General features: G+C 61.6%; 16 protein-coding genes. 5 read left to right on the top strand and 11 right to left on the bottom strand.

The genetic code is table 11. From position 1 onward, the window contains the following. Window positions 1-25: 25 nt before the first annotated feature. Together AC3RLQ_RS22880 and AC3RLQ_RS22875 are read right to left on the bottom strand one after the other, a co-directional pair. Entirely contained in the window at window positions 26-1,594 is a 1,569-nt protein-coding gene (locus AC3RLQ_RS22880) for a hypothetical protein (protein WP_493030982.1), read from the bottom strand. Window positions 1,595-1,658: 64 nt separating this feature from the next. Next, window positions 1,659-2,309 (bottom strand): hypothetical protein, encoded by a 651-nt coding sequence (locus tag AC3RLQ_RS22875; protein WP_493030981.1) that lies wholly within the window; start codon window positions 2,307-2,309, stop codon window positions 1,659-1,661. A 169-nt stretch (window positions 2,310-2,478) separates the two neighbouring features. On the opposite strand from AC3RLQ_RS22875, the gene AC3RLQ_RS22870 reads away from it, so the two are divergent. Next, window positions 2,479-5,016, top strand: coding sequence for an efflux RND transporter permease subunit (locus AC3RLQ_RS22870; protein WP_493030980.1), 2,538 nt, complete (start codon window positions 2,479-2,481; stop codon window positions 5,014-5,016). Here AC3RLQ_RS22870 and AC3RLQ_RS22865 read toward each other — a convergent pair. The 7 genes from AC3RLQ_RS22865 to AC3RLQ_RS22835 all read right to left on the bottom strand — a co-directional run bounded on the left by AC3RLQ_RS22865 (window position 5,009) and on the right by AC3RLQ_RS22835 (window position 11,091). Further along, window positions 5,009-6,268 carry a beta-ketoacyl-[acyl-carrier-protein] synthase family protein gene (locus AC3RLQ_RS22865; RefSeq protein ID WP_493030979.1) on the bottom strand — a complete coding sequence of 420 codons (1,260 nt, stop codon included), beginning with the start codon at window positions 6,266-6,268 and terminating at the stop codon, window positions 5,009-5,011. The genes AC3RLQ_RS22870 and AC3RLQ_RS22865 overlap by 8 nt on opposite strands. Beyond that, complete coding sequence (locus AC3RLQ_RS22860; RefSeq protein ID WP_493030978.1) at window positions 6,265-6,627, bottom strand: phosphopantetheine-binding protein; 363 nt, start codon at window positions 6,625-6,627, stop codon at window positions 6,265-6,267. The genes AC3RLQ_RS22865 and AC3RLQ_RS22860 overlap by 4 nt, the downstream gene beginning before the upstream one ends. Before the next feature lie 29 nt (window positions 6,628-6,656). Continuing rightward, on the bottom strand, window positions 6,657-7,505 hold the full coding sequence (locus AC3RLQ_RS22855) for a methyltransferase domain-containing protein (RefSeq protein WP_493030977.1): 849 nt from the start codon (window positions 7,503-7,505) through the stop codon (window positions 6,657-6,659). A gap of 3 nt (window positions 7,506-7,508) precedes the next feature. After that, window positions 7,509-8,705 carry an FAD-dependent oxidoreductase gene (locus AC3RLQ_RS22850; protein ID WP_493030976.1) on the bottom strand — a complete coding sequence of 399 codons (1,197 nt, stop codon included), beginning with the start codon at window positions 8,703-8,705 and terminating at the stop codon, window positions 7,509-7,511. After that, window positions 8,702-9,859, bottom strand: a complete 1,158-nt coding sequence (locus AC3RLQ_RS22845; RefSeq protein ID WP_493030975.1) for a type III polyketide synthase — start codon at window positions 9,857-9,859, stop codon at window positions 8,702-8,704. The genes AC3RLQ_RS22850 and AC3RLQ_RS22845 overlap by 4 nt, the downstream gene beginning before the upstream one ends. A gap of 2 nt (window positions 9,860-9,861) precedes the next feature. Beyond that, complete coding sequence (locus AC3RLQ_RS22840) at window positions 9,862-10,398, bottom strand: YceI family protein (RefSeq protein WP_493030974.1); 537 nt, start codon at window positions 10,396-10,398, stop codon at window positions 9,862-9,864. Between the two features lie 210 nt (window positions 10,399-10,608). Beyond that, window positions 10,609-11,091, bottom strand: coding sequence for a hypothetical protein (locus AC3RLQ_RS22835; RefSeq protein ID WP_493030973.1), 483 nt, complete (start codon window positions 11,089-11,091; stop codon window positions 10,609-10,611). A 442-nt stretch (window positions 11,092-11,533) separates the two neighbouring features. Between AC3RLQ_RS22835 and AC3RLQ_RS22830 the strand changes: the two genes are divergently transcribed. The 4 genes from AC3RLQ_RS22830 to xerA all read left to right on the top strand — a co-directional run bounded on the left by AC3RLQ_RS22830 (window position 11,534) and on the right by xerA (window position 15,819). Further along, window positions 11,534-12,259, top strand: a complete 726-nt coding sequence (locus AC3RLQ_RS22830; protein ID WP_493030972.1) for a DUF434 domain-containing protein — start codon at window positions 11,534-11,536, stop codon at window positions 12,257-12,259. A 188-nt stretch (window positions 12,260-12,447) separates the two neighbouring features. Then, window positions 12,448-14,112, top strand: coding sequence for an FMN-binding protein (locus AC3RLQ_RS22825; protein ID WP_493030971.1), 1,665 nt, complete (start codon window positions 12,448-12,450; stop codon window positions 14,110-14,112). A 25-nt stretch (window positions 14,113-14,137) separates the two neighbouring features. Then, complete coding sequence (locus tag AC3RLQ_RS22820; protein ID WP_493030970.1) at window positions 14,138-14,926, top strand: hypothetical protein; 789 nt, start codon at window positions 14,138-14,140, stop codon at window positions 14,924-14,926. 5 nt (window positions 14,927-14,931) lie between these two features. Continuing rightward, on the top strand, window positions 14,932-15,819 hold the full coding sequence (gene xerA, locus AC3RLQ_RS22815; protein ID WP_493030969.1) for a site-specific tyrosine recombinase/integron integrase: 888 nt from the start codon (window positions 14,932-14,934) through the stop codon (window positions 15,817-15,819). On the opposite strand, the gene AC3RLQ_RS22810 is transcribed toward xerA, so the two are convergent. Beyond that, window positions 15,820-18,168 carry a heparinase II/III domain-containing protein gene (locus AC3RLQ_RS22810; RefSeq protein WP_493030968.1) on the bottom strand — a complete coding sequence of 783 codons (2,349 nt, stop codon included), beginning with the start codon at window positions 18,166-18,168 and terminating at the stop codon, window positions 15,820-15,822. It lies immediately after the preceding gene. 107 nt (window positions 18,169-18,275) lie between these two features. After that, the gene (locus AC3RLQ_RS22805; RefSeq protein WP_422321616.1) at window positions 18,276-18,905 is read right to left on the bottom strand and encodes a SprT family zinc-dependent metalloprotease; all 630 of its coding nucleotides are present in this window, start codon (window positions 18,903-18,905) and stop codon (window positions 18,276-18,278) included. Window positions 18,906-18,907: the final 2 nt, after the last annotated feature.

Here is an 18,907-nt window from a genome sequence, read left to right as displayed (position 1 = left end):
TGAATGCAAGCCTCCGCACTGCCCCCTACTTCGCCACCGCCGCCACGGCGATGCCGAGTTCCACGGTGGGTTCGGCAGCATCGTTCATGGGCGGTTCGGTGGGCGAGCCGTTGACGGATTTGAGATCATTGCCCACGGACCAGATCAGACCGCGTGCGAGGCTGTATTGCAGCGGAGCGCCGGTGTAGGGATCGACAGGCACGTCGAGCAGGAAGTTGAAAGTGCGCAGTTGTTCGAGGTTGGCGGGCACTGATTTTTTCTCTGCAATGCAGCGACGTACGGCGAACAAGGTGACGATCAAATTTCCGCGGGTGCGCACCTTTCCAAGCTCAGCGGGCAGAGGGGTGTAGGTCTTCATGCGCTGATGGTAGTAGGCAAGCCCGGCGGAATTGGGCTGGTAGGAAGCTCCGGAGGCAGCGTCGTCTTTCAGGCGCACTTCGGTGGTATGCGCCAGAGGCGCCTGCACTTCCGTTTTCATCTGCCGGAATGCCGTGGCAAAATGCTGCAGGGTTTCATAGGGTTTGAAAAACAACCGGCCCGGGCGATGCAGCTGAACTCCGCCGGGCATGGTGTCGAGATTCTCGCCGCTCTTCGGGCCGAGGATGAGTTTTTTCTCATGCACGTAGAAGGCATTCATCGCGCCTTCCAGCACCTCTGTCGTGGGCTGGCAGACATTGAACTGGCGCTGAAACTGCCGCAGCGCGGCCTCTGGCAGCTTCGTCTGCCGCAGCAGATCGGCGAGCGTTTGTGCGGCGAGAGTCTGTGCCTCCAGCGCGCGTTGGTAGCAGGAGGGCCAGGCCCAGATTTGCTCCAGCCGCCAGCCGAGTTCCGCGAGATCGATGGCCGCAGTGAACGCCGCCTCTTCTTGCATGCGGCGGGAGAGATAGGCGGCCTCCGCCTGCTTGAGCACCAGCACCTGATGCCAGCGCGGATTCTCGCATGGGTCCGCAGCATGCCATGCGGCGTGCGTGGGATGCCAGTCGGCGTCTTCCAGCAGATCACGCAGATTCTCGAGAGTGGTGGCGTTGGACTGCACGAAGCGCGAGAGCGTCGGGGTGTCCCACAGCCATGGTGGTTTGCCTGCGAGCCGTTTGTCTTCAAACGGGATCAGCGCATTCAAAAACTTGCGCAGCTTGTCGGGGGTTTGGATTGTAGCCGCCTGATCGACCGGCCGGATCAAGAGAAGGTCCGTATCCAGGCCCGGAGCCTGATCGTCCACATAGAGCCAGGCGATGAAGACCAAGGCCAGCAAGCCCATGCTCAGGATGGCCAGTGTGGACCATGAGGCCTCGCGTTCAACCGACGGTTTGGGCCGGGGCTTTGTGACCAGCCGGGAAGGGGGTGCCTGGCGCGGTGCGGCGGGCACTTTTTCCACCTCCACTGGAGGCGGCGTTTCCACCGGCGGCTTGGGTACGACCTTGGGCTCTTTCGGCGCAGGCCGCTTTTTCTCCTCGATGTAGCGTTTCTTTTTTCCGGGCGGGGCATCCAGCCATTCGAGATCCAGCTCCCAGGGGGACGCCCATGCGCCACCCGCTTCTCCGCGGTGCGCTGGCTTGTCTTCGGGCGTTTCTGGCGGCGTGTGGGGCCGGATCATGTGCCGCAGTATGAATGCAGTCACGCCCCACGGCAACGGGTGTCATCGCCTCACTGACGGGCTCTCAGCGCCACGCCATGAAACGATAGGCCCCGCACGGATGATTGCTAACACAGGTCTGCCAGGTGGAATCCAGTGCCAGCGCCTCCCGCAGTTCGTCACCCCGAAATCCCGCACGGATGCTCGCCTGCATGTCATGGCGCTGCACATGATTGAGCTCCGCCAGCTCGCAAAACAACCTGCCGGTGAAGGTGTGAATCCAGCGGCGGGCCGGCTCGGAGGCCACAATCAAGCGTGCCACGGAGGACAGCTGCGAGCCAATCAGGCGCAGTTCCTCTCCGGTGAATTGATGCAGGAACAAATTCGCCACCACGATCTCGGTTTCCGGCAGCCTCTGTTTTAACACGTCGCCACACGTCCAATGCGCCGCCTTGGGCCAGTGCCGTGGCCGGGGCGCCAAATCGAAGGCATGCAGGCTGGCTGCGGTACAACAGCCTGATGCCAGCAGGCGCATGGACAGCGCCCCGTCTCCCGCACCCAGCTCCGTGATGCGCCAGCCCCATTCGCGATGGCGGCGAACCATGCGCTCGATCCAGCGATGATTGCCCATGAGGGCGTTGACCTGCAGCATTTCATCCCGGGCACGCATGGCGTCGGGATCGTCCTGCGGCAGCAAGTCGAGGAGTTCGGGCAGGATCACGCGGTCTTTCATCATGTCATCAAGTCGATGAAGACAACGCAGCACACCCGCTCTCAGGATGCCTCTAGCGGCTTACTTGGGGGGCGGATCGGCTGCTATTCCATGAATGCAGCCATCCAATGCGCAACGTGCGCCATTGCGGAGCAGCCGTGTCACGCCGAAAACTAAGTCAGCCACAGCCCCCATGGATTCGTCTCCCGCAACAGCTCCTTCACACGGCGGCATCGCCCGGTTTTTCGTCGAACACCGGCTGTTTGGCTGGCTGGCGATGATCGCGGTGCTTGTCTGGGGCTGGCTCTCCTTTCAAAGCCTGCCGCAGCAGGAGGACCCGACATTTCCCACCCATGATGCGGTGCTGGTCACCGTGCATCCGGAGTTCACTGCGGCTCAGATCGAGCAAGAGGTCACCGCGAAACTTGAGGCCGCGCTTACACAGCTCCCCACGCTCGAAAAGCTGCAGTCACAGTCCAAGGACAACATCTCCACCATCGTCATCCGGCTCCATGCGGACCGGAAACAAGTCATCGACCAGCAGTGGCAAAAAACGCGGGAGCTTTTGCAGGCGGTCAAGCTGCCCGAAGGATGTGAAGAGCCTCGCCTCGAAACAGACTACCAGCTCCCCGCCACGCTGCTCTTCGCCGTGCTTGGGGATGAAGCGGCGGCAGCGGCCGATGTGATCGAGAAGGAACTCAAGAGCGTTCTCAGCACTGGGCGAATCCGTCAGTTTGGCCATGCACCGGAGGAAATCACTTCGTTCGAAGACATGGTGGCAGCGGGTTACAGCGCACGAACGCTGCAACGAGACAAGAGCGGGCCACTGACTCCTGCCACGAGCGTTCTGGTCGCCGTGGAAATGAAGACGGGAAACATCATTCATGACTTCAAGGCGGCCGTGCTTGCCAAGATCGGGAGCCTGACGCTGCCCGATGGCGTCAAAGTCATCACCGTCTCTGATCAGCCTGCGGCCACCGCGCATCGCATCAGTGAATTTTTGCGTTGTTTCATTGAGGCGGTGGTCGTGGTCGTGCTGGTGGCGCTGCTGCTCATGGACTGGCGCACCGCATTCGTGGTCGCCGTGGCGATTCCGCTGACCATCGCGATGACTCTCGGTGGCATGGCGGCGCTGCATGTGCCCCTGCAGCAGATCTCCATCGCCGCACTGATCATCTCGCTGGGCATGCTTGTCGATGATCCCGTGGTGGCTTCGGATGGCATCAACCGTGAACTCGCCGACGGTCGGCCGCGCGGCATCGCCGCGTGGCTCGGGCCCTTCAAACTGCGGCGCGCCATTTTCTTTGGCACGATCATCAACATCGTTGCCTTCCTGCCGCTCGCGCTGCTGCCCGGAGACATGGGCGCGTTCATCATCTCGCTGCCCATCGTCATCACCCTGGCGCTGGTCTCCTCGCGCATTGTTTCGATGACCTTCATTCCGCTGCTGGGCTACTACCTGCTGCGCGGGCAGAAGGGCTTTGACGCGGTCACAGGTTCGCATCCGCTTCACCGCCTTGTTCCGCATTACAAATCCGCGCTGCAGCTCGCACTGCGCCACCCGCTCTTCACCATCATCGCCGCCTACGGCCTCCTCGCGGCCAGCACGGCGCTCGTACCTTTTTTTGGCAAACAGTTCTTCCCCGTCGCCGAGCGCAATCAGTTCCTCATCGACCTTCAGTTGCCGGAAGGAAGCACCATCGAGGAAACCCAGAAGGTCACCGCGCAAATCAGTAAACATCTGCAGCAGGAAGCGGCCATCCAAAGCGCCGTCATCGTCAGTGGCGGTGGCATGCCGATGTTCTATTACAACGTCCTGCCGCGCCAGCCCGCTGCGAACGTGGCGCAGGTGCTGGTGAACACGCGGCGGGCCGAGGACGTGCCCGCATTGATCGTGCGCCTGCGCGAAGTTTTTGACCGCGAGATCAAGGAGGCGCTATGCCTCGTCAAACAGATCGAGCAGGGACCCGCGCTCGAAACACCGATTCAAATCGAGATCAGCGGCCCTGATTTGCAGGCGAAGACCGCCCAGGTCGCGGACGCATTGCGCGCCGCCGGCGCTTACAAAGTCCACGACGATTCGGGCATTCTCACCCGGATCAATCAGCAGCGCACCGTCACCGTCAAAGCGCTCGCACCCTTCGGTGTTCTCGCTTCCGGCATCCTGAATCGTGCGCGCACTGCATTCCCCAGCACCGGCATCGAGTTCGGCGGAGAGGAGCGCGAACTGCGCAACAGCCAGCGCGAGATGGAACGCGTCTTGAAAATCTCCCTCGCGCTCATCGCCCTTGCGATGGTCATCCAGTTTCGTTCCGTCATGAAATCACTCGTAGTGATGCTCACCGTGCCGCTGGGGTTGATCGGTGCCTTCACAGGTCTTGCCACCACACATGCCTCGTTTGGCTTCATGGCATTGATTGGCATCGTCAGCCTCGCCGGGGTCATCGTCAGCCACATCATCGTGCTTTCAGATTTCATTGAGGAGGAGCGTGCCGCCGGTGTCCCGCTTGAGAGTGCGCTCATGCACGCGGCACTGGTGCGGCTGCGGGCGGTGCTGGCCACGGTATTTGCCACGGTCTGCGGGCTGATTCCGCTCGCTGTCACCGGGGGTGAACTGTGGCGGCCGCTCACGGCGGTGCACATCTTTGGCCTGCTGTTTGGCACGGTGCTCACGCTCCTGCTGCTGCCCGTGCTCTACTTCCAGTTCGCGAAATGGAAATGGATCAAGTGAGCGAGAAAATCAGCGCCACATTCGAGCCGCCGAAGCCGCTGGAATTGCTCATCGCCACGCGTGGGGCCTTGTCCGTCGGACTCGTGAGAATGTCCACACCTTCGCACGCAGGATCGAGATTCTGGATCTTTGCTGACACCGGCATGAAGCCTTCCTTGAGAGCCAGGCAGCAGATGCCAGCCTCAAGGGCTCCTGCAAGGCAGAGCCCGTGACCGGTCAGCGCCTTGGTGCTGCTGACCTTGGGTCTGGCATCACCGGTGAAGACGGTTTTCAGCGCGCTTAGCTCGGCGATGTCTCCTGCATTCGTGGCGGTGCCGTGTGCATTGATGTAGTCGACCGCCGCAGCCTCCAGACTGGCGTCCTGCAGGGCGTTGGTCATGGCACGCGCCAGGCCGCTGCCGCTTGGGTCCGGTGCCACCACATCGTAGCCGTCCGAGCCCTGGCCCCAGCCTGTGACCTCGGCGTAAACCGTGGCACCGCGTGCGGCGGCGTGTTCAGCTTCTTCAAGCACGAGCGTCACACCACCGCCGGTGGTGATGAAGCCATCGCGTGCAGCATCAAACGGACGCGGTGCCAAAGCAGGGTCGGTTTGAGAGCTCAAGGCCCGCAGTGAAGCAAAGGGCAAAACGGTATGCAGCAGCTGGGCATCCTCGGCACCGACGACGAACATGGTTTTCTGCCGGCCCATCCGAATCATGTCACAGGCATGCCCGAGGGCGTGCGAGGAAGATGCGCAGGCGCTGTTGAAAGCCAGGGTGGCGCCTTTGATGGCAAACAGGGCCGTGAGATTCAAGTGGAGGGAATTCGGCATGCCGGTGATGACCATCGGTGCCGAAGTACGCGCCGGCCCGCGCTTGATCACCGAATCCATCGCCACATAGGTCAACCAAGGCGATCCGGCCGAAGCACAGTACATGCCGGTCTGCGGATCTGAAACCTGTGCCGGCTCGAGTCTGGCATCAGCAATGGCCTCCTGCATGGAAGCATAGGCAAACACGGCATTGGGAACCATGGTGCGCAGCTGCGCACGGTTCAGCTTTACATGTTCGGGAAAAGTCCAGTCGAGCGGATCAGAGGTGGGGAACTCAAAGCCCTTCACCGTACCTGCGAGCTTCACGCGGTCATTGGCGGCGGCCAGTTCTGGAACGAACTCAATGCCAGACCGGCCTTCGCGCAGGCTTTCCGTCACCGCCGCACGGTTGTTGCCGATGCTGGAGATGAACCCCAGTCCGGTGACGACAACCCGCTTCATGAGAGGCTCGCGCCGAATTTGGCCCGGAGGAATTTCTTCAGATCGCCCAGCGTGATAATGCCGCTCAACTCTTCCGTGGCGATCGTCAGACCGAGCACTTCTTCCGCCGTCATCACCACTTCGATCATGCCAAAGGAATCCATGCCAATGTCATCGATCAGCTTCATGTCATCCGTGACCGATGCCACACCATCAGGACGTGGATTGGCCGCATCACGCGCCAGCACACCGAGAATGATGGCGTCCAGCTCATCAAGGTTCTTGCTCTCTTCAAAGCGCAAGGCCGCCGCCACAGTCTCTTCACTGCAACGTTTAAGAGATTTGGTGATTTCTTGTTTTCGATCTTCGCTTACGGGCATGGCTGTGTTTAGTCAATTCTGGTGGTGGATCAACGCTTTTCAGCGGTGAAGACGCCGTAACGCTGGACTCCGAGCTCGTAGGCGAGCCAGATGCGGAACAAAGTCAGGGCGAATATACGGTTCGGATTCTTGGAACTGAACAGGAAACGGCGGTAGTGCGCTTTGGTGAGCAGTCCTTTCACGGTGCGCAGGGCGCAGAGCGGCCAGGTGCGCTTGACCTGTCTGGCGTAGTCCTTGAACTGGTAGTTTACAAAACCTGCTCCCTCCGTGGCGGCGCGAAATTCACTCTCAGGCCGCACCCCGGCGATCTGGGTCTCCCGGGTGATGGCGTCAATGAGATGGCGTTTGGCAAAGGCGCTGGGATTCTCACAGGACATCCAGGCCGTGGCCACCAGCCGGCCGCCCGGTTTCATGACGCGGTAGCACTCGCGGAAAAAGGTGGGCAGATCGGGCATGTGCTCCAGGCTTTCGACGGTCTGCACGATGTCGAAGTGGTTGTCAGGCAGCTGGTTGTCATACCAGTCCCGCAGCATGAAGTGGGTCTTGCCGGGCACTGAGTTGTTGGCCTGGGCGTAGGCGAGCTGCACCGCCGAGATGGTCATGCCGGTGATGTTGACCCCATGGTTCTGCGCCAGGATTTTAGCCGTGGTGCCGTAGCCGCAGCCGATGTCACAGACTTCCTGATTGGGACTGTGATGGCCCAGTTCCGCGACGATTTTGATGAGGTTTTCCGCCGCTTCCTTGTCGGTTTCCCGACCGGTCAGCCAGACGCCGTGGTGAATGTGCTCACCCCAGATCTCGCGGTAAAACTGGTCAAGGTCGTCGTAATGGGAGGCGGCACCGTCGATGGTGGGAGTGTATTCGGACGTGGTGGTCATGATTTAAAGCGGGCGTGGCTGCAGGCTTGCCGCAGGGACGCGTTGGAGGGTGTTGAAGGGGATCGTGAGCATCGCATAAAACGATCCCATGTGTCTGGCCACGGGGCCCTGGCAGAGCAGGAACTTCAAGATGACATCGCGCAACACGGAGAGCGCTTTACCGCGCCAGGTGCCCAGCCACATGCCCCACTCAGCGCGGAAGGTGGCGGTCTTGGCAGCCTTGCGGCGGTAGCGATTGTAGGCGGGCAGCAGCTTCAGCGGATCGGCCTGGCAGAGGATGGCGGCGAGGAACTCTGCGTCGGCAAAGCCGGTGTTCATGCCCTGGCCGCCGATGGGGCTCATGCCATGCGCGGCATCTCCGCAAAGAATGACGCGCCCTTCGTAATAGCGATCCGAATTGAAGCGCCGTGGCGTGAAGACGCTTTCGTTGACCTGATCGGCGACAGGGACGTCCATGCCGGTGCGCTGCCGGGTCAGCTCACTGACGAGCCCGGGCGGCGGATGATCCAGACGCGTGTCCGTCTGCACCACCCAGCGCCGCTGGCCACCGGGCAGCGGAAATGACTCCACCGAGCCCGTGGCTGTGAAAAACAGATGCGCCTCATCGCCAAGGCCGGAGCGGTCGATGAAATCTCCCATGACAAAGTGACAGTCATAAACGTGGCCCGGTGCCCGCATGCCGATCAACTCGCGCACGCGGCTGCGGCTGCCATCACACGCGATCACGAAGCGTGCGGTGCGCGTGCGTCCGCCTGCCTGCACGCTGCAATGATCCTCAAACTGCCTCACATCACTCACTTCACAGCCGAGCTCGATGAACTCCTGCCCGAGGTGCTTCTGCAGGATCGCGATGGTGGTGACCTGCGGCAGTGAAAGAATGAAGCGGTGCACGTCCGGAATCTCACGAAACGAAACGCAGCCGAGCCTGCCACGCTGGCCGTGCACAAAGCAGTCACGCACTTTCAATCCGCTGGCAATGAACTCAGCCGCAAGACCGAGCTTGTCGATGATCTGCAAGGACGGTGGTGTGATGCCGATGGCGGCCGAGTGCGCGATGGGCTCCTCACGCCGCTCCAGCACACGTAGACGCAAGCCCTGCTGCTTCAGCAGACAGGCCAGCAGCAGGCCCACAGGACCGCCGCCCACGATGATCACATCGTAGTCGGTCGCGCTTTTCGCACTGTCATTTCCCGGTTTCATACCACGATGTGTGCCAGCGCATCATGCTGGGCTTTTTGAGCGGCCGGGATCGCCGCGCCGCAGCGTTCCAGCACCGCCGTTTCCACCGTGAGTCCCGGACCAAAGGCGATGGCGCAGGTCATGGTACGCTCGGATTCCGCTTCTTCGAGGAAACCTTTGAGAACAAACATCACCGTCGGGCTGCTCATGTTGCCGTAGTCACGCAGCACGCTGCGGGACATCTCCAGCTCGGCGGGAGGAAGGGAGAGCTGCTCTTCGATCTGGTCGAGGATCGCACGGCCTCCCGGGTGCACCGCCCACTCGTCGATATCCGCTGGTGTGAGGCCGCGCTTGTCGAGGATGCCGCCGAGGATCTCCCGGATGTTGCTGCCGATGAGATCTGGCACATAGGCCGAGAGCACCATGTTGAAACCGTGGTCGCCAATGTCCCAGGCCATGTGCGCCTCACTGGAAGGCACGAGTGCCGAATGGAAGCCATGCACCCGGTAGTAGGGGCGGTCATGCGCCGGCTCCCGGGCGCTGACGATGGCAGCAGCCGCACCATCGGCAAACAGCGCATTGGCCACGATGCTCTCCGGTTTGCCGCTGACTTGCAGATGCAGGGAGCAGAGCTCGAGGCACATCACCAGCACCACGGCCTGCGGATTGGCCTCACAAAACTGGGCTGCCATGCGCAGCGCGGGAAAGGCGGCGTAGCAGCCCATGAACCCGATGGTGTAGCGCTCGACATTCTCATTGAGCCCCACATCACGGATGATGTGGTAATCCGGCCCCGGATTGGAAAAGCCGGTGCAGGAGGCGAACACCACATGCGTGATGTCACTCTTGGCGAAATGTGGACACTCGGCCAGGGCCTTGTGCGCCAACTTCACCGCGAGTTCGCGCGAGGCCTTGGCATAAAGGGCGTTGCGCTGACCCGTGGTGGGCGAGTTCATGGTGCCATCCGGCAGTGTGTGAAAGAGCCCGCCGTCTTCCTTCATGAAGTCGTCGCAGGCGCTGTAGCGCGTCTCGATGCCGGTGCGCTCGTAGATCATGTCGATCAGGCGTTTGGCCCGCGGCTCGGACACCCAGTTCTTCATGCGCTCCCGCGTGAACTCATTGCTGTAGATGAAGTCCGGCGTCTCGGTGGCAATGTGATGAATGAAAGCAGGCATGATCAGGATGGATTGCGTTTGAGGGAGACAGCGGCATGCACCTTGATCGTATCACCCACACGGATGAACAGCAGCACAGAGGGGACCTTGATGTCGCTCTTTTTGAGTGAGAGATCGAAGTCCAGGTCAAAGGTGGCCTTGTCACCCTGCTGCTTCCATTGGCTGATCCGGCCCGTGATCGTCTGCGTTTTACCCAGCATGGTGAGTTTCAATGGGAGCTTGGAAGGTGCCGCATCTCCCTGCCGGATGGCGGTGAAGGGGGTGTCGATGACGCCGGTGATGAGGGGATGAGCTGCGGCCTGCATGGCCTTGCGCATGTTTTCATCACGCTTGGCCTCGGCGGTGTCCATCTTCGCGACTTCGACGGTCACTGTGGCCACCACACGGGTGGGATTCCCGGCGGCATCCGTGGTGACGGTGGTGGCAAAAGGTTTCGCAGCCACCTTGCCCCCCCAGTCATGCAGCGTGGAGGTGCCATCGAAGGAGATCTGGCTGGTGCCGGACCATTGGGTGGTGTCGGCCAGTACGGAACCGGCCATGAGACATAACAAACAGAGGGAAAATTTCATAAAACAAACGTGAAAGAGCAGGGGGCAGCCGGGCTGCCATTGATAGAGTAAATCGTCCGATGGCACTCGATTCTGGGTCGGACGTGGACAGGGTGCAGTTCAGCTCAGGGCGCAAGCGCACCGCCTGCGATATACGCTGATGATGTGCGGTTTAGTTGCCGCGCACATCCTATTCAGAAATCAAATCAACAGCCGTACGGTGGCCATCTCCCGCAAAGCCACGGCGCGGTTGTGGTGGAAATCACGCAGCGTGTTTCTGCAAACCACCTCAAGGATCACACTCGCCTGCCGGGTGTCATAATCCACCATTTCCAGACTGGAGCATTGCTTGTCCTTGATGAACTTCTTCGCTTCATCGTCAGGACCCGTCAGGGTTCCGGTCACTTGATTGGTGGAGAGACTGTGGTCTCCCTCCTCCGCGGGATGGCAGAAACTGACGACCAACTTTGCCAGCAGCCCGGCGTGGTCGCAAACCTCAGGCGTGAAATCATCCTCACGGTGATGCAGTCGCACCTGCATGCCCTGCTCTGTCCGGCAGATCAAAACACGATGGCTGCCATCCAGCTCTGCGAGCGCTGCAAACACTGCGGGCATGATCGCAGTGGCTGTGCCAGCGTAGGCAAGCAACAACAGAACGACCAGCAGGCTGTGGATGCGCTTCATGCAACAGAATCTCTCAGCGTCAGAGCCCTCACTTTTCCACAGCCTGTCATTGGTTCAACCTATTACGTCCAATCCACTTTGATGCGGGTGATACTCAATCTCATCGACCGCCCCACACCCAAAGAAAAGATGCGGGCATTTTGTACACAGCCGCCGCTCTAGCTCGATCCTACCTCTGGCTCGCCGCATCCCGCCGCGCCAGGATTCCCGCATCCTCGCTGTCATTTCAAAAAAAATAACTGCCATTCCCCACATCCGCACCTCCCACCCGGCACGATAATTCAGTGATCACCGACACAAAGCTCGACCCCTCTAGGAAGAGCCTGCCACAAAAAGTGATTGTCAGGCGCGAGGCCCTCATCGGTCCCGCGCCTCATTTTTTTACCCGCACGAACGAACGGGCTCTGTAGAATGACCGCCATCGGCATTCATTTTTACCAGCATGAGCAGCGCGGACAGACATCGTGGCAGGCATCCGGCGGACGAGGAACTTTTCAGCATGGAGGCAGCACCCGCCCTCCGGCAGGCGGTGGCGGAGCTCTCCTGGCTCCTGAGCCGTGGCTATGCGATGAACTCGGCCGTGAAGCTGGTGGGTGACCGCCACCAACTGCGGGAACGCCAGCGCCTGGCCGCAAGCCGTGCCGCCTGCTCAGACGCGGCACGCGAGGCACGCGCACAGCAGCACCTGCCAGCGGAGGCCCTGCGCGGCCGCACACTCATGGTGGACGGCTTCAATCTGCTGGTGAGCCTGGAGGCCGCCCTCAGCGGCGGCGTGCTGCTGCGCTGCCGGGACGGCTGCCTGCGTGACATGTCCGCCGTCCACGGCTCCTACCACGCCGTGGTAGAGACCGACGCCGCGCTGGCCCTCGCCGCCGCCCGCCTCGCCGAACTCCACACCTCCTCCGTACATTGGCTGCTGGACAAGCCCGTCTCCAACAGCGGCCGCCTGGCGGGACGCATTCGTGAGCTGGCCGAGCAGCATGGCTGGCCCTGGACGGTGGAGGCCGTTTTCAACCCCGACGCCGATCTCATCGCCGCACGCGACGCCGTCGTCGTCAGTTCCGACGCCATGGTGATCGATGGCGCAGCCTGCTGGTACAACCTCGCCGCCGACCTCATCCTCACCCACCGCTGCGGCCCCGCCTGGGTGCTGGATCTGCGCGAGTGACGGCTGGATGCCGAAAAAAGTGGCCGGGCAGTTTCAAAACATCCATCGCCTTCCCCCAAACCTCCACCTCAAAATTTTTTACCTTTTTACTCATCCCCCTCTGCCTAACCAGCATTCGTCATTCGACATTATTTAGTCATTCGGTTTTACTCGTTCGTCATTGGCAGCCCCTCCTCTAACTCTTTCCCATGCCCAAGAACCGCCACTGGCCCTCCCTCGCACTGCGCCTCTGGCGCGTGGCGTTGCTGGCACTGGCGGTCATGGCCATCCGGCGCTCACACTCTCCTGCGGCGGTGGCGCTGACGGTGGACCGGGTGCGGGATTTTTTTCCTGCCGCAGCGGCTCTGACGCCTCAGAACGGCATGCAGGCGGTGAAGGATGCCTCGGGCATCACGCTCGGCCATGTCATGCAGACTTCGCCGGAAGCGGATGACATCATCGGCTACTCGGGGCCGACGAACACGCTCATCGCGCTGGACTCACGTGGCAAAGTTCTGGGGCTGCGCATCCTGAGCAGCGGCGATACGACGGATCATCTGGCCGAGGTGGTGCGCGAACGCTCGTTCTTCAAGCAGTTCACGGGCAAGAAGGCGGCGGAGCTTTCGAGCCTGCTGCCGCAGGCCGTTTCCGGGGCGACGCTGACGAGCAGCGCGATTGCCGAAGGGGTGCTGCGCCGCCTGGGCAAAAGCGCGACGACCTCGCTGCGGTTTCCTGACGCGATCACGCTGGAGGAAGTCAAAAAGCTTGAACCTCGGGCGGTGAAACTGCGTGACTCCAAACAGCATCCGGGTTCACAGGAAGTGCTGGATGAGAAAGGCACAGTGATCGCGCTGGCGGTGCGCACGGCGCCTGCCTCAGATGGCACGGTCGGCTACAAAGGGCCGAGCGACACCTTCATGCTGATGGATGCTGGTGGCACGACGCTGCTTGGCATCGCGCTGCGGCGGAGCTATGACACGGAGCAGTATGTGGGCTACGTCACAGGCGATCCGGCGTTTTTGAAAACGTTTGATGGCATGACGACGGAGAAGATCGCTCACATCGACTTCAATGCCGCCGGGGTGGAAGGCGTTTCCGGCGCTACGCAGACGAGCTACGGCATCGCCGAAGGGGTGCGGGTGCGAGCTGAGTCGCTGCTGCATGAGCAGGAGGCCCGCAGCGGCTGGTGGCAGCAGATTCGCTGGCGCTGGCAGGATACAGGCCATGTGGCCATCTTGCTGGCGGCTTTGGTCATGGCCTTCACCCCGCTGCGGGGCCGTGCATGGTGCCGCCATTTGCATCATGCGCTGCTGGTGATCTATGGAGGCTTCATTGCGGGTGAGATGCTCTCCCAAGGACTGCTTGCAGGCTGGGCGACACACGGCACCCCTTGGAAAAACGCGCATGGGCTGGTGCTGCTGGCTGCCGTGGCGCTGCTGGGGCCGGTGTTCACCAGCAAGCAGCTCTACTGCCACCACATCTGCCCGCACGGTGCGTTGCAGCAGCTCCTCGTCCGCCGGCTGCCGTGGCAGTGGTCGCCCTCGAAGGTGGTGGACAAGCTGCTGTCCAAACTGCCTTTCGTGCTGCTGGCGCTGGTGTTGTTCAGCGTGGCCTTCGCGCTGCCGGTTAATCTAAACGCGCTGGAGCCCTTTGATGCGTATCTGTTTCGCGTGGCGGGCTGGGCGAGCATCGGGATCGCCATCGGCGGTCTGCTGGTGTCACTTTTCACCCCGCTGGCGTACTGCCGCTACGGCTGCCCGACGGGTGCGTTGTTCAAACTGCTGCGCTTTACCGGTGATGGAGATCGCTTCGGCGCACGCGATTGGATAGCCGCGCTGTGTGTGACGTTCGTTCTTCTCTTGGCTCCGGGCTGAAACCGGACTACCAACCCCCCCAGACATGTCCCTCATTCCTCAATTAGAGTCCAAATTCGGCCGCTTCGCCATTCCAGGCCTGGTGCAGGTCATCGCCACGTTTCAACTGCTGGTGCTCTTCATGGTCATGGTGATGTCGCCGGAGGGTGCGGCGGCGTATTTGCAGTTTCTTGAGCTGAATCCGATCCGGGTGATGCACGGCGAGGTCTGGCGGCTGGTCACCCATGTGTTCATCCCCGGGAATTTTTCCCTTATTTGGGCGCTGATCGGCGCGATGTTCATGATGTGGATTGGCCGTGGTTTGGAATCGGCCTGGGGAGCGTTCCGGGTCAATCTCTACATCATCGGCTGGATGATTGCCGTCACTCTAGGAGCGCTGCTGTTTCACTGGCCTGCCTCGGGAATGTTTCTCTTTCAGACCCTGCTGTTCGCCTTTGCGTCCCTGTATCCGAATGAGGAAATCTACATCTACTTCATCCTGCCGATCAAAATGAAGTGGGTGGCGGCTTTGACTGCGGGGATGACGGCCTTTCTGGTGATGCGTGAGTCCTCGCTGCTGTTCCCGGTGCTGGTGGGACACCTGAATTTTTTCATCGCTTTCGGCCCCGGATTCCTGAGCGAACGTGCGCGCATGGCGCAGATCGCCTCACGCCGTGGCAAGTTTGAGTCTGCACAGCTCCCGCAGGGCACCTTTTTCCACCAATGCTCGGTCTGCAAAAAGACGGAGCTGGATGATGCGCAGCTGGACTTCCGGGTGCTGGACTCCGGTGATGAAATCTGCAGCGTGTGCCGCGCGAAACAGACCGGAGGATAAACGCCATGGAGGACAAGCTCGCCGCCGAGTTTCTGGAGTTCATGGAGGTGGAGCGCCGCTCCTCGGACCGCACGCTGGCGAATTACGAGCTGGCCCTGCGGCAGTTCCGTGAATGGCGCACGCCGTTCAAGGGCTGGAGCGAGCTCACCGCCGATGACTTCCGCGCGTTTTTGTTCGAGCTCATGAAGCGCGAACGCGGGCGGGCGACGATCCGGCTGCAGTTCGCGGCGCTGCGCAGTTTTTTCAAATGGCTGACACGTCGGCGCGGCTGGAAAGCCAATCCGCTGCTGGAGGTGCAGCTGCCCAAGCGGGAAAAGAAGCTGCCCGTGGTGCTCACGGTGACGCAGGTGGAGGCCATGCTGGCGCTGCCGCTGAGTCTGGAAAAATCCAAGCGCGATGCGGTGTGGGCGCCGGAGCGTGACACGGCGATCCTGGAGCTGTTTTACAGCACCGGCATGCGTCTCAGCGAGCTGGTGGGGCTGAACGTGGCGGACATCGACACCTACACCGAAACCGTGCGCGTGTTTGGCAAGGGGAAGAAGGAGCGGCTCTGCCCGGTGGGCTCCAAAGCCCTGGAGGCCGTGCAGCGCTACCGCGCGAAGGCCGGTGTGCATGATGGAGCGCTGTTTCTCAGCAAGCTGCGCACCCGGATCACGGCACAGTCCGTGGACGATGTGATCATGAAATACTGGCGCGCCTCCGGCCTGCCGGTGCACCTCACGCCGCACAAGCTGCGCCACAGCTTTGCCACGCATCTGCTGAACAACGGCGCAGACCTGCGCAGCGTGCAGGAGCTGCTGGGACATGCGAGCCTTTCGACCACGCAGATCTACACGCATGTCTCCACGCAGCGCATGAAGGAAGTCTACGAGGCCGCGCACCCGCGGGCGTGATCACTTCTTCACCCAGGTCGCCACCGGCGTGGCGGTATGCGCTGGTGCTTCGTCCAGGGCAAAGGTGATGCAGAGGCTTTGCGGACCTTTGGCACCATCGACCGAAGCCTTAAGCACGTGGATGTTGGCCTTCACCAAGTCACGGGACTGTTCGCTGGCGGGTTCTGGTGGAATGCCTGCACTGAAGGTGGCCGAGGCGGGAGAAACAATCGTGGCGACAAGGGTTTTGCCACCAAGGGTGAGCTTGGCCGAGGTGCCGTTGGGGGTGATCTCCGCCATGGTGTGCATGCTCCAGGTGATGTTGCCGGTGTTTTTCATGATGAGGTCATCCTGCACCACAATGTAGGGCTTCTCCCCGCGCACGACCATGATGCCCCGATGGACGTCCTTGGCCGGTTTGGAATAGGCCTTGGTCATGTCCACCACGGCGAGGCCGCGTTCCGGTGTGGAGGCACCGAGCAGCACGGCTGCTTTGGCGTCGAGTTCCTGCTGATTGCCGTCAATGACGAGGGTGTTCTGACCCAGCGTGTTTTCGAGGTAGAGGGTAAAGCGCTTGGTGCGGTCCGCGCCGGGTTTGACTTCAAAGCCGGGGGCCTTGTCTGTCTCAGCACCGAGCTCGATGCCCCAGCGCTGACCGCCGGCTTCCAGCACAAAGCTGCCGATGTCGAGCTGCGCCGTGGTGTCTTCATTTTCGCCGCCTTTGACGGCGACGAAGTAATCCGTCTTCTCCCAGCCGGAGCGGGAGGTGGCCACAAAGCCGCCGGGCTGCGCGTAGTCCATCGTGTCCGCCGTGCCGTCTCCTGCGGCGTGGGGGTTGTAGTAGATGAAGTTGCCGACCTGGCCAAAATAGGCGGCGGTCACAGGCTGCTTGCCGGCAGCGGCGACGGCACGGAGGCCGGGATTTCCTGCGATGCCACTCAGCCAGGTGGAGACCCACGGACGGGCGGATGCAGCGCTGGTGGCATCTCCAAAATTGAACGTCTGGCCGCTGGGGCCCATCATGTGCATGCGGGCGGTGTTGAACTGCGGAATGCCTTCCAGCAGGCTGATGTTGAGATCGCGTCCAGGGGCGGTGGCTGTGGCTGTGGCCGCCTTGAGGGACTCGGAGAGCATGGCCACGTAGTCCATCACGGTTTCACCGGCCTGCAGACCTTCGGGCCAGACACCTGCTGGAGCAAAACGGACGATGCCTTTGCCAAAGACTTTGGCAGCCGCATCGGCTGCTTTTTTGGCGATGGAGGGGTCCTCATCCACAAGGCAGATGGCGGAGAGCAGCAGGGCGGAGGCGGCGGCCATCTGCTTGCTGTCTGGAAGGAGTTTGCCCACATCGGGTTTCGCCTGGGGCTTTCCTTGGGCCTTCGGGGGGGCGGCCTTGGATTTTGTTCCCGTCTGGCCGCCGGAGGTGCCTTTGGCGCTCTCGGGGATTTCTTCGCCCTCCAGATGTGCGATGAGAGCCCCGATGCCTTTCTCTGCGAGGAAGGTACGGACGACTGCCGCCTGCTCGGCGTTCAATCCGGCGCGGAACCAGTCATATCCCAGCGAGGTGGCCACCACGAGATCGGTCAAATTGTCCATGAGATCAGGATGCCAGTCACGGAAGGTCACTTTGTCTGTCAGGGCGATGAGTTCCTTGGTGCCTTTGTCCTGCCATTTCAGATCGCCGTCGCAGAAGTGCAGCGCCCCCAGCAGGCCCATGCGATAAACAGCTTTCGGCCCTTCACCCCCGGTCTCGCCGTTGATGCGTGTGAGCTCCGGATCCAGCAGAAGATCCTCCCCGGAGGCTTTCATGGCCTCCATGATCTTCGCCAGCACAGGATCCGCTGCGATCTGTCCTTTCAGCGCCGCCCAGCCAGCGGCGTTGTGAATCAGGCGCGGCCGCACTTTGGCGATGCCGCTGAGGTAATCGTTGGCCGAGGGGGCTTTGAATTTGGCCACTGGTACCACCGCGATGGCAGGCCGCGGGGGCGCAGGCTTTTTCACGGCGGCGGCGGTTTTGGCACCACCCTTGGGCGCGGCAGCGGGAGGCGCTGCGGGGGGTGTCCCCGCTGGAGTGGCAGGCATGGCCACTGCAGGCGCGGCAGCGGGCGCGGCCTGCATGGCGGCATAGCGTCCCTTGGCGTATTCAAAGTCGGCCGGGCTCAGATTGGCAATGGCCACATCAAACTCGCGCCCGTCCTTCGTCTTGATCTTCAGCGTCTTGGCAACGGCATCGACCGAAATCAGGGTCGCCTCCACCGTTTTGCCGGAGGTGTTCGTCCAGGTGTGGAATTCTTCTGCAAGCTGCGCACTGGCGCTGGCGGCGAACAGGCAGACGGAAGCAAGAGAGAGGAAACGCGAGGCGGTTTTCATGACGGAAGGGTTGAGAGTGACGCTAAAGCAGCGGGTAGGAGCACCTAGGTCAAGCATAAACGCAGCTTGGATGCCCGAGTTTGGAGGAAAGACGCGTATCCCAGCAACTAATTTTTAGTCACCAACGCGAGACGAAAGCGCCCGTCATACTGGCCGCCGGCATGCAACCGGCAGCAGCGCAGGCAGGCGGTGGGGCGGCGGAACTTGCGCACGCGCTGCACGGTGGTCTGGCAGGCGGGGCAGGCGTAGGTCAGCTTGCGCTCGACCTCATTGCGCGGCAGCGGCAGACGGTGATGGGCTTTTTCACCGGCGATGCCGAGATCCGCACAGGCCTGACGCCATTCACGGCCATGCGGCTCGATGCGTTTGCGGCCGCTGCGATGGTAGGCGATCAAATGCGCCAGCTCATGCTTCAGGGTGCGCTCCACCTGGCCTTCGAACTCACGCAGCCGTGGGTTCAGCTCAATGGCCCAGCCCGGATAACGCGCATAGCCTGCCGTGCTGCGCAGGCGCGCATTCCACGCTACCGTGACGAGTTTGGCTCCGCCGGGCAGATCCAAAGCCAGCAGCATGGCCCGTGTCTGCTCTTCCAATTCCGCATCGCGGCCATCAGGGATGGGTTCCTCCGCTGAAGCCTCCGCCGGTTCTGGCGGGGGCGTGAGGTCACGCACCTTGCGAAACGGCACCCAGTGCGGCAGGGCGGAGAAATCGAAATTGAGCTGGGAGAGATCGAGCATGC

The organism is Prosthecobacter sp. GW821-HT29F12, from assembly GCF_058803405.1.
Note: the sequence above shows the minus strand (reverse complement) of the source record. Positions and strands in the feature narration are given on the sequence as shown.

Excerpts from the sequence above, each read along its gene's own strand:
- AC3RLQ_RS22880 (WP_493030982.1), bottom strand. The coding sequence starts at position 1,594 with ATGATCCGGCCCCACACGCCGCCAGAAACGCCCGAAGACAAGCCAGCG.
- AC3RLQ_RS22875 (WP_493030981.1), bottom strand. The coding sequence starts at position 2,309 with ATGATGAAAGACCGCGTGATCCTGCCCGAACTCCTCGACTTGCTGCCG.
- AC3RLQ_RS22870 (WP_493030980.1), top strand. The coding sequence starts at position 2,479 with ATGGATTCGTCTCCCGCAACAGCTCCTTCACACGGCGGCATCGCCCGG.
- AC3RLQ_RS22865 (WP_493030979.1), bottom strand. The coding sequence starts at position 6,268 with ATGAAGCGGGTTGTCGTCACCGGACTGGGGTTCATCTCCAGCATCGGC.
- AC3RLQ_RS22860 (WP_493030978.1), bottom strand. The coding sequence starts at position 6,627 with ATGCCCGTAAGCGAAGATCGAAAACAAGAAATCACCAAATCTCTTAAA.
- AC3RLQ_RS22855 (WP_493030977.1), bottom strand. The coding sequence starts at position 7,505 with ATGACCACCACGTCCGAATACACTCCCACCATCGACGGTGCCGCCTCC.
- AC3RLQ_RS22850 (WP_493030976.1), bottom strand. The coding sequence starts at position 8,705 with ATGAAACCGGGAAATGACAGTGCGAAAAGCGCGACCGACTACGATGTG.
- AC3RLQ_RS22845 (WP_493030975.1), bottom strand. The coding sequence starts at position 9,859 with ATGCCTGCTTTCATTCATCACATTGCCACCGAGACGCCGGACTTCATC.
- AC3RLQ_RS22840 (WP_493030974.1), bottom strand. The coding sequence starts at position 10,398 with ATGGCCGGTTCCGTACTGGCCGACACCACCCAATGGTCCGGCACCAGC.
- AC3RLQ_RS22835 (WP_493030973.1), bottom strand. The coding sequence starts at position 11,091 with ATGAAGCGCATCCACAGCCTGCTGGTCGTTCTGTTGTTGCTTGCCTAC.
- AC3RLQ_RS22830 (WP_493030972.1), top strand. The coding sequence starts at position 11,534 with ATGAGCAGCGCGGACAGACATCGTGGCAGGCATCCGGCGGACGAGGAA.
- AC3RLQ_RS22825 (WP_493030971.1), top strand. The coding sequence starts at position 12,448 with ATGCCCAAGAACCGCCACTGGCCCTCCCTCGCACTGCGCCTCTGGCGC.
- AC3RLQ_RS22820 (WP_493030970.1), top strand. The coding sequence starts at position 14,138 with ATGTCCCTCATTCCTCAATTAGAGTCCAAATTCGGCCGCTTCGCCATT.
- xerA (WP_493030969.1), top strand. The coding sequence starts at position 14,932 with ATGGAGGACAAGCTCGCCGCCGAGTTTCTGGAGTTCATGGAGGTGGAG.
- AC3RLQ_RS22810 (WP_493030968.1), bottom strand. The coding sequence starts at position 18,168 with ATGAAAACCGCCTCGCGTTTCCTCTCTCTTGCTTCCGTCTGCCTGTTC.
- AC3RLQ_RS22805 (WP_422321616.1), bottom strand. The coding sequence starts at position 18,905 with ATGCTCGATCTCTCCCAGCTCAATTTCGATTTCTCCGCCCTGCCGCAC.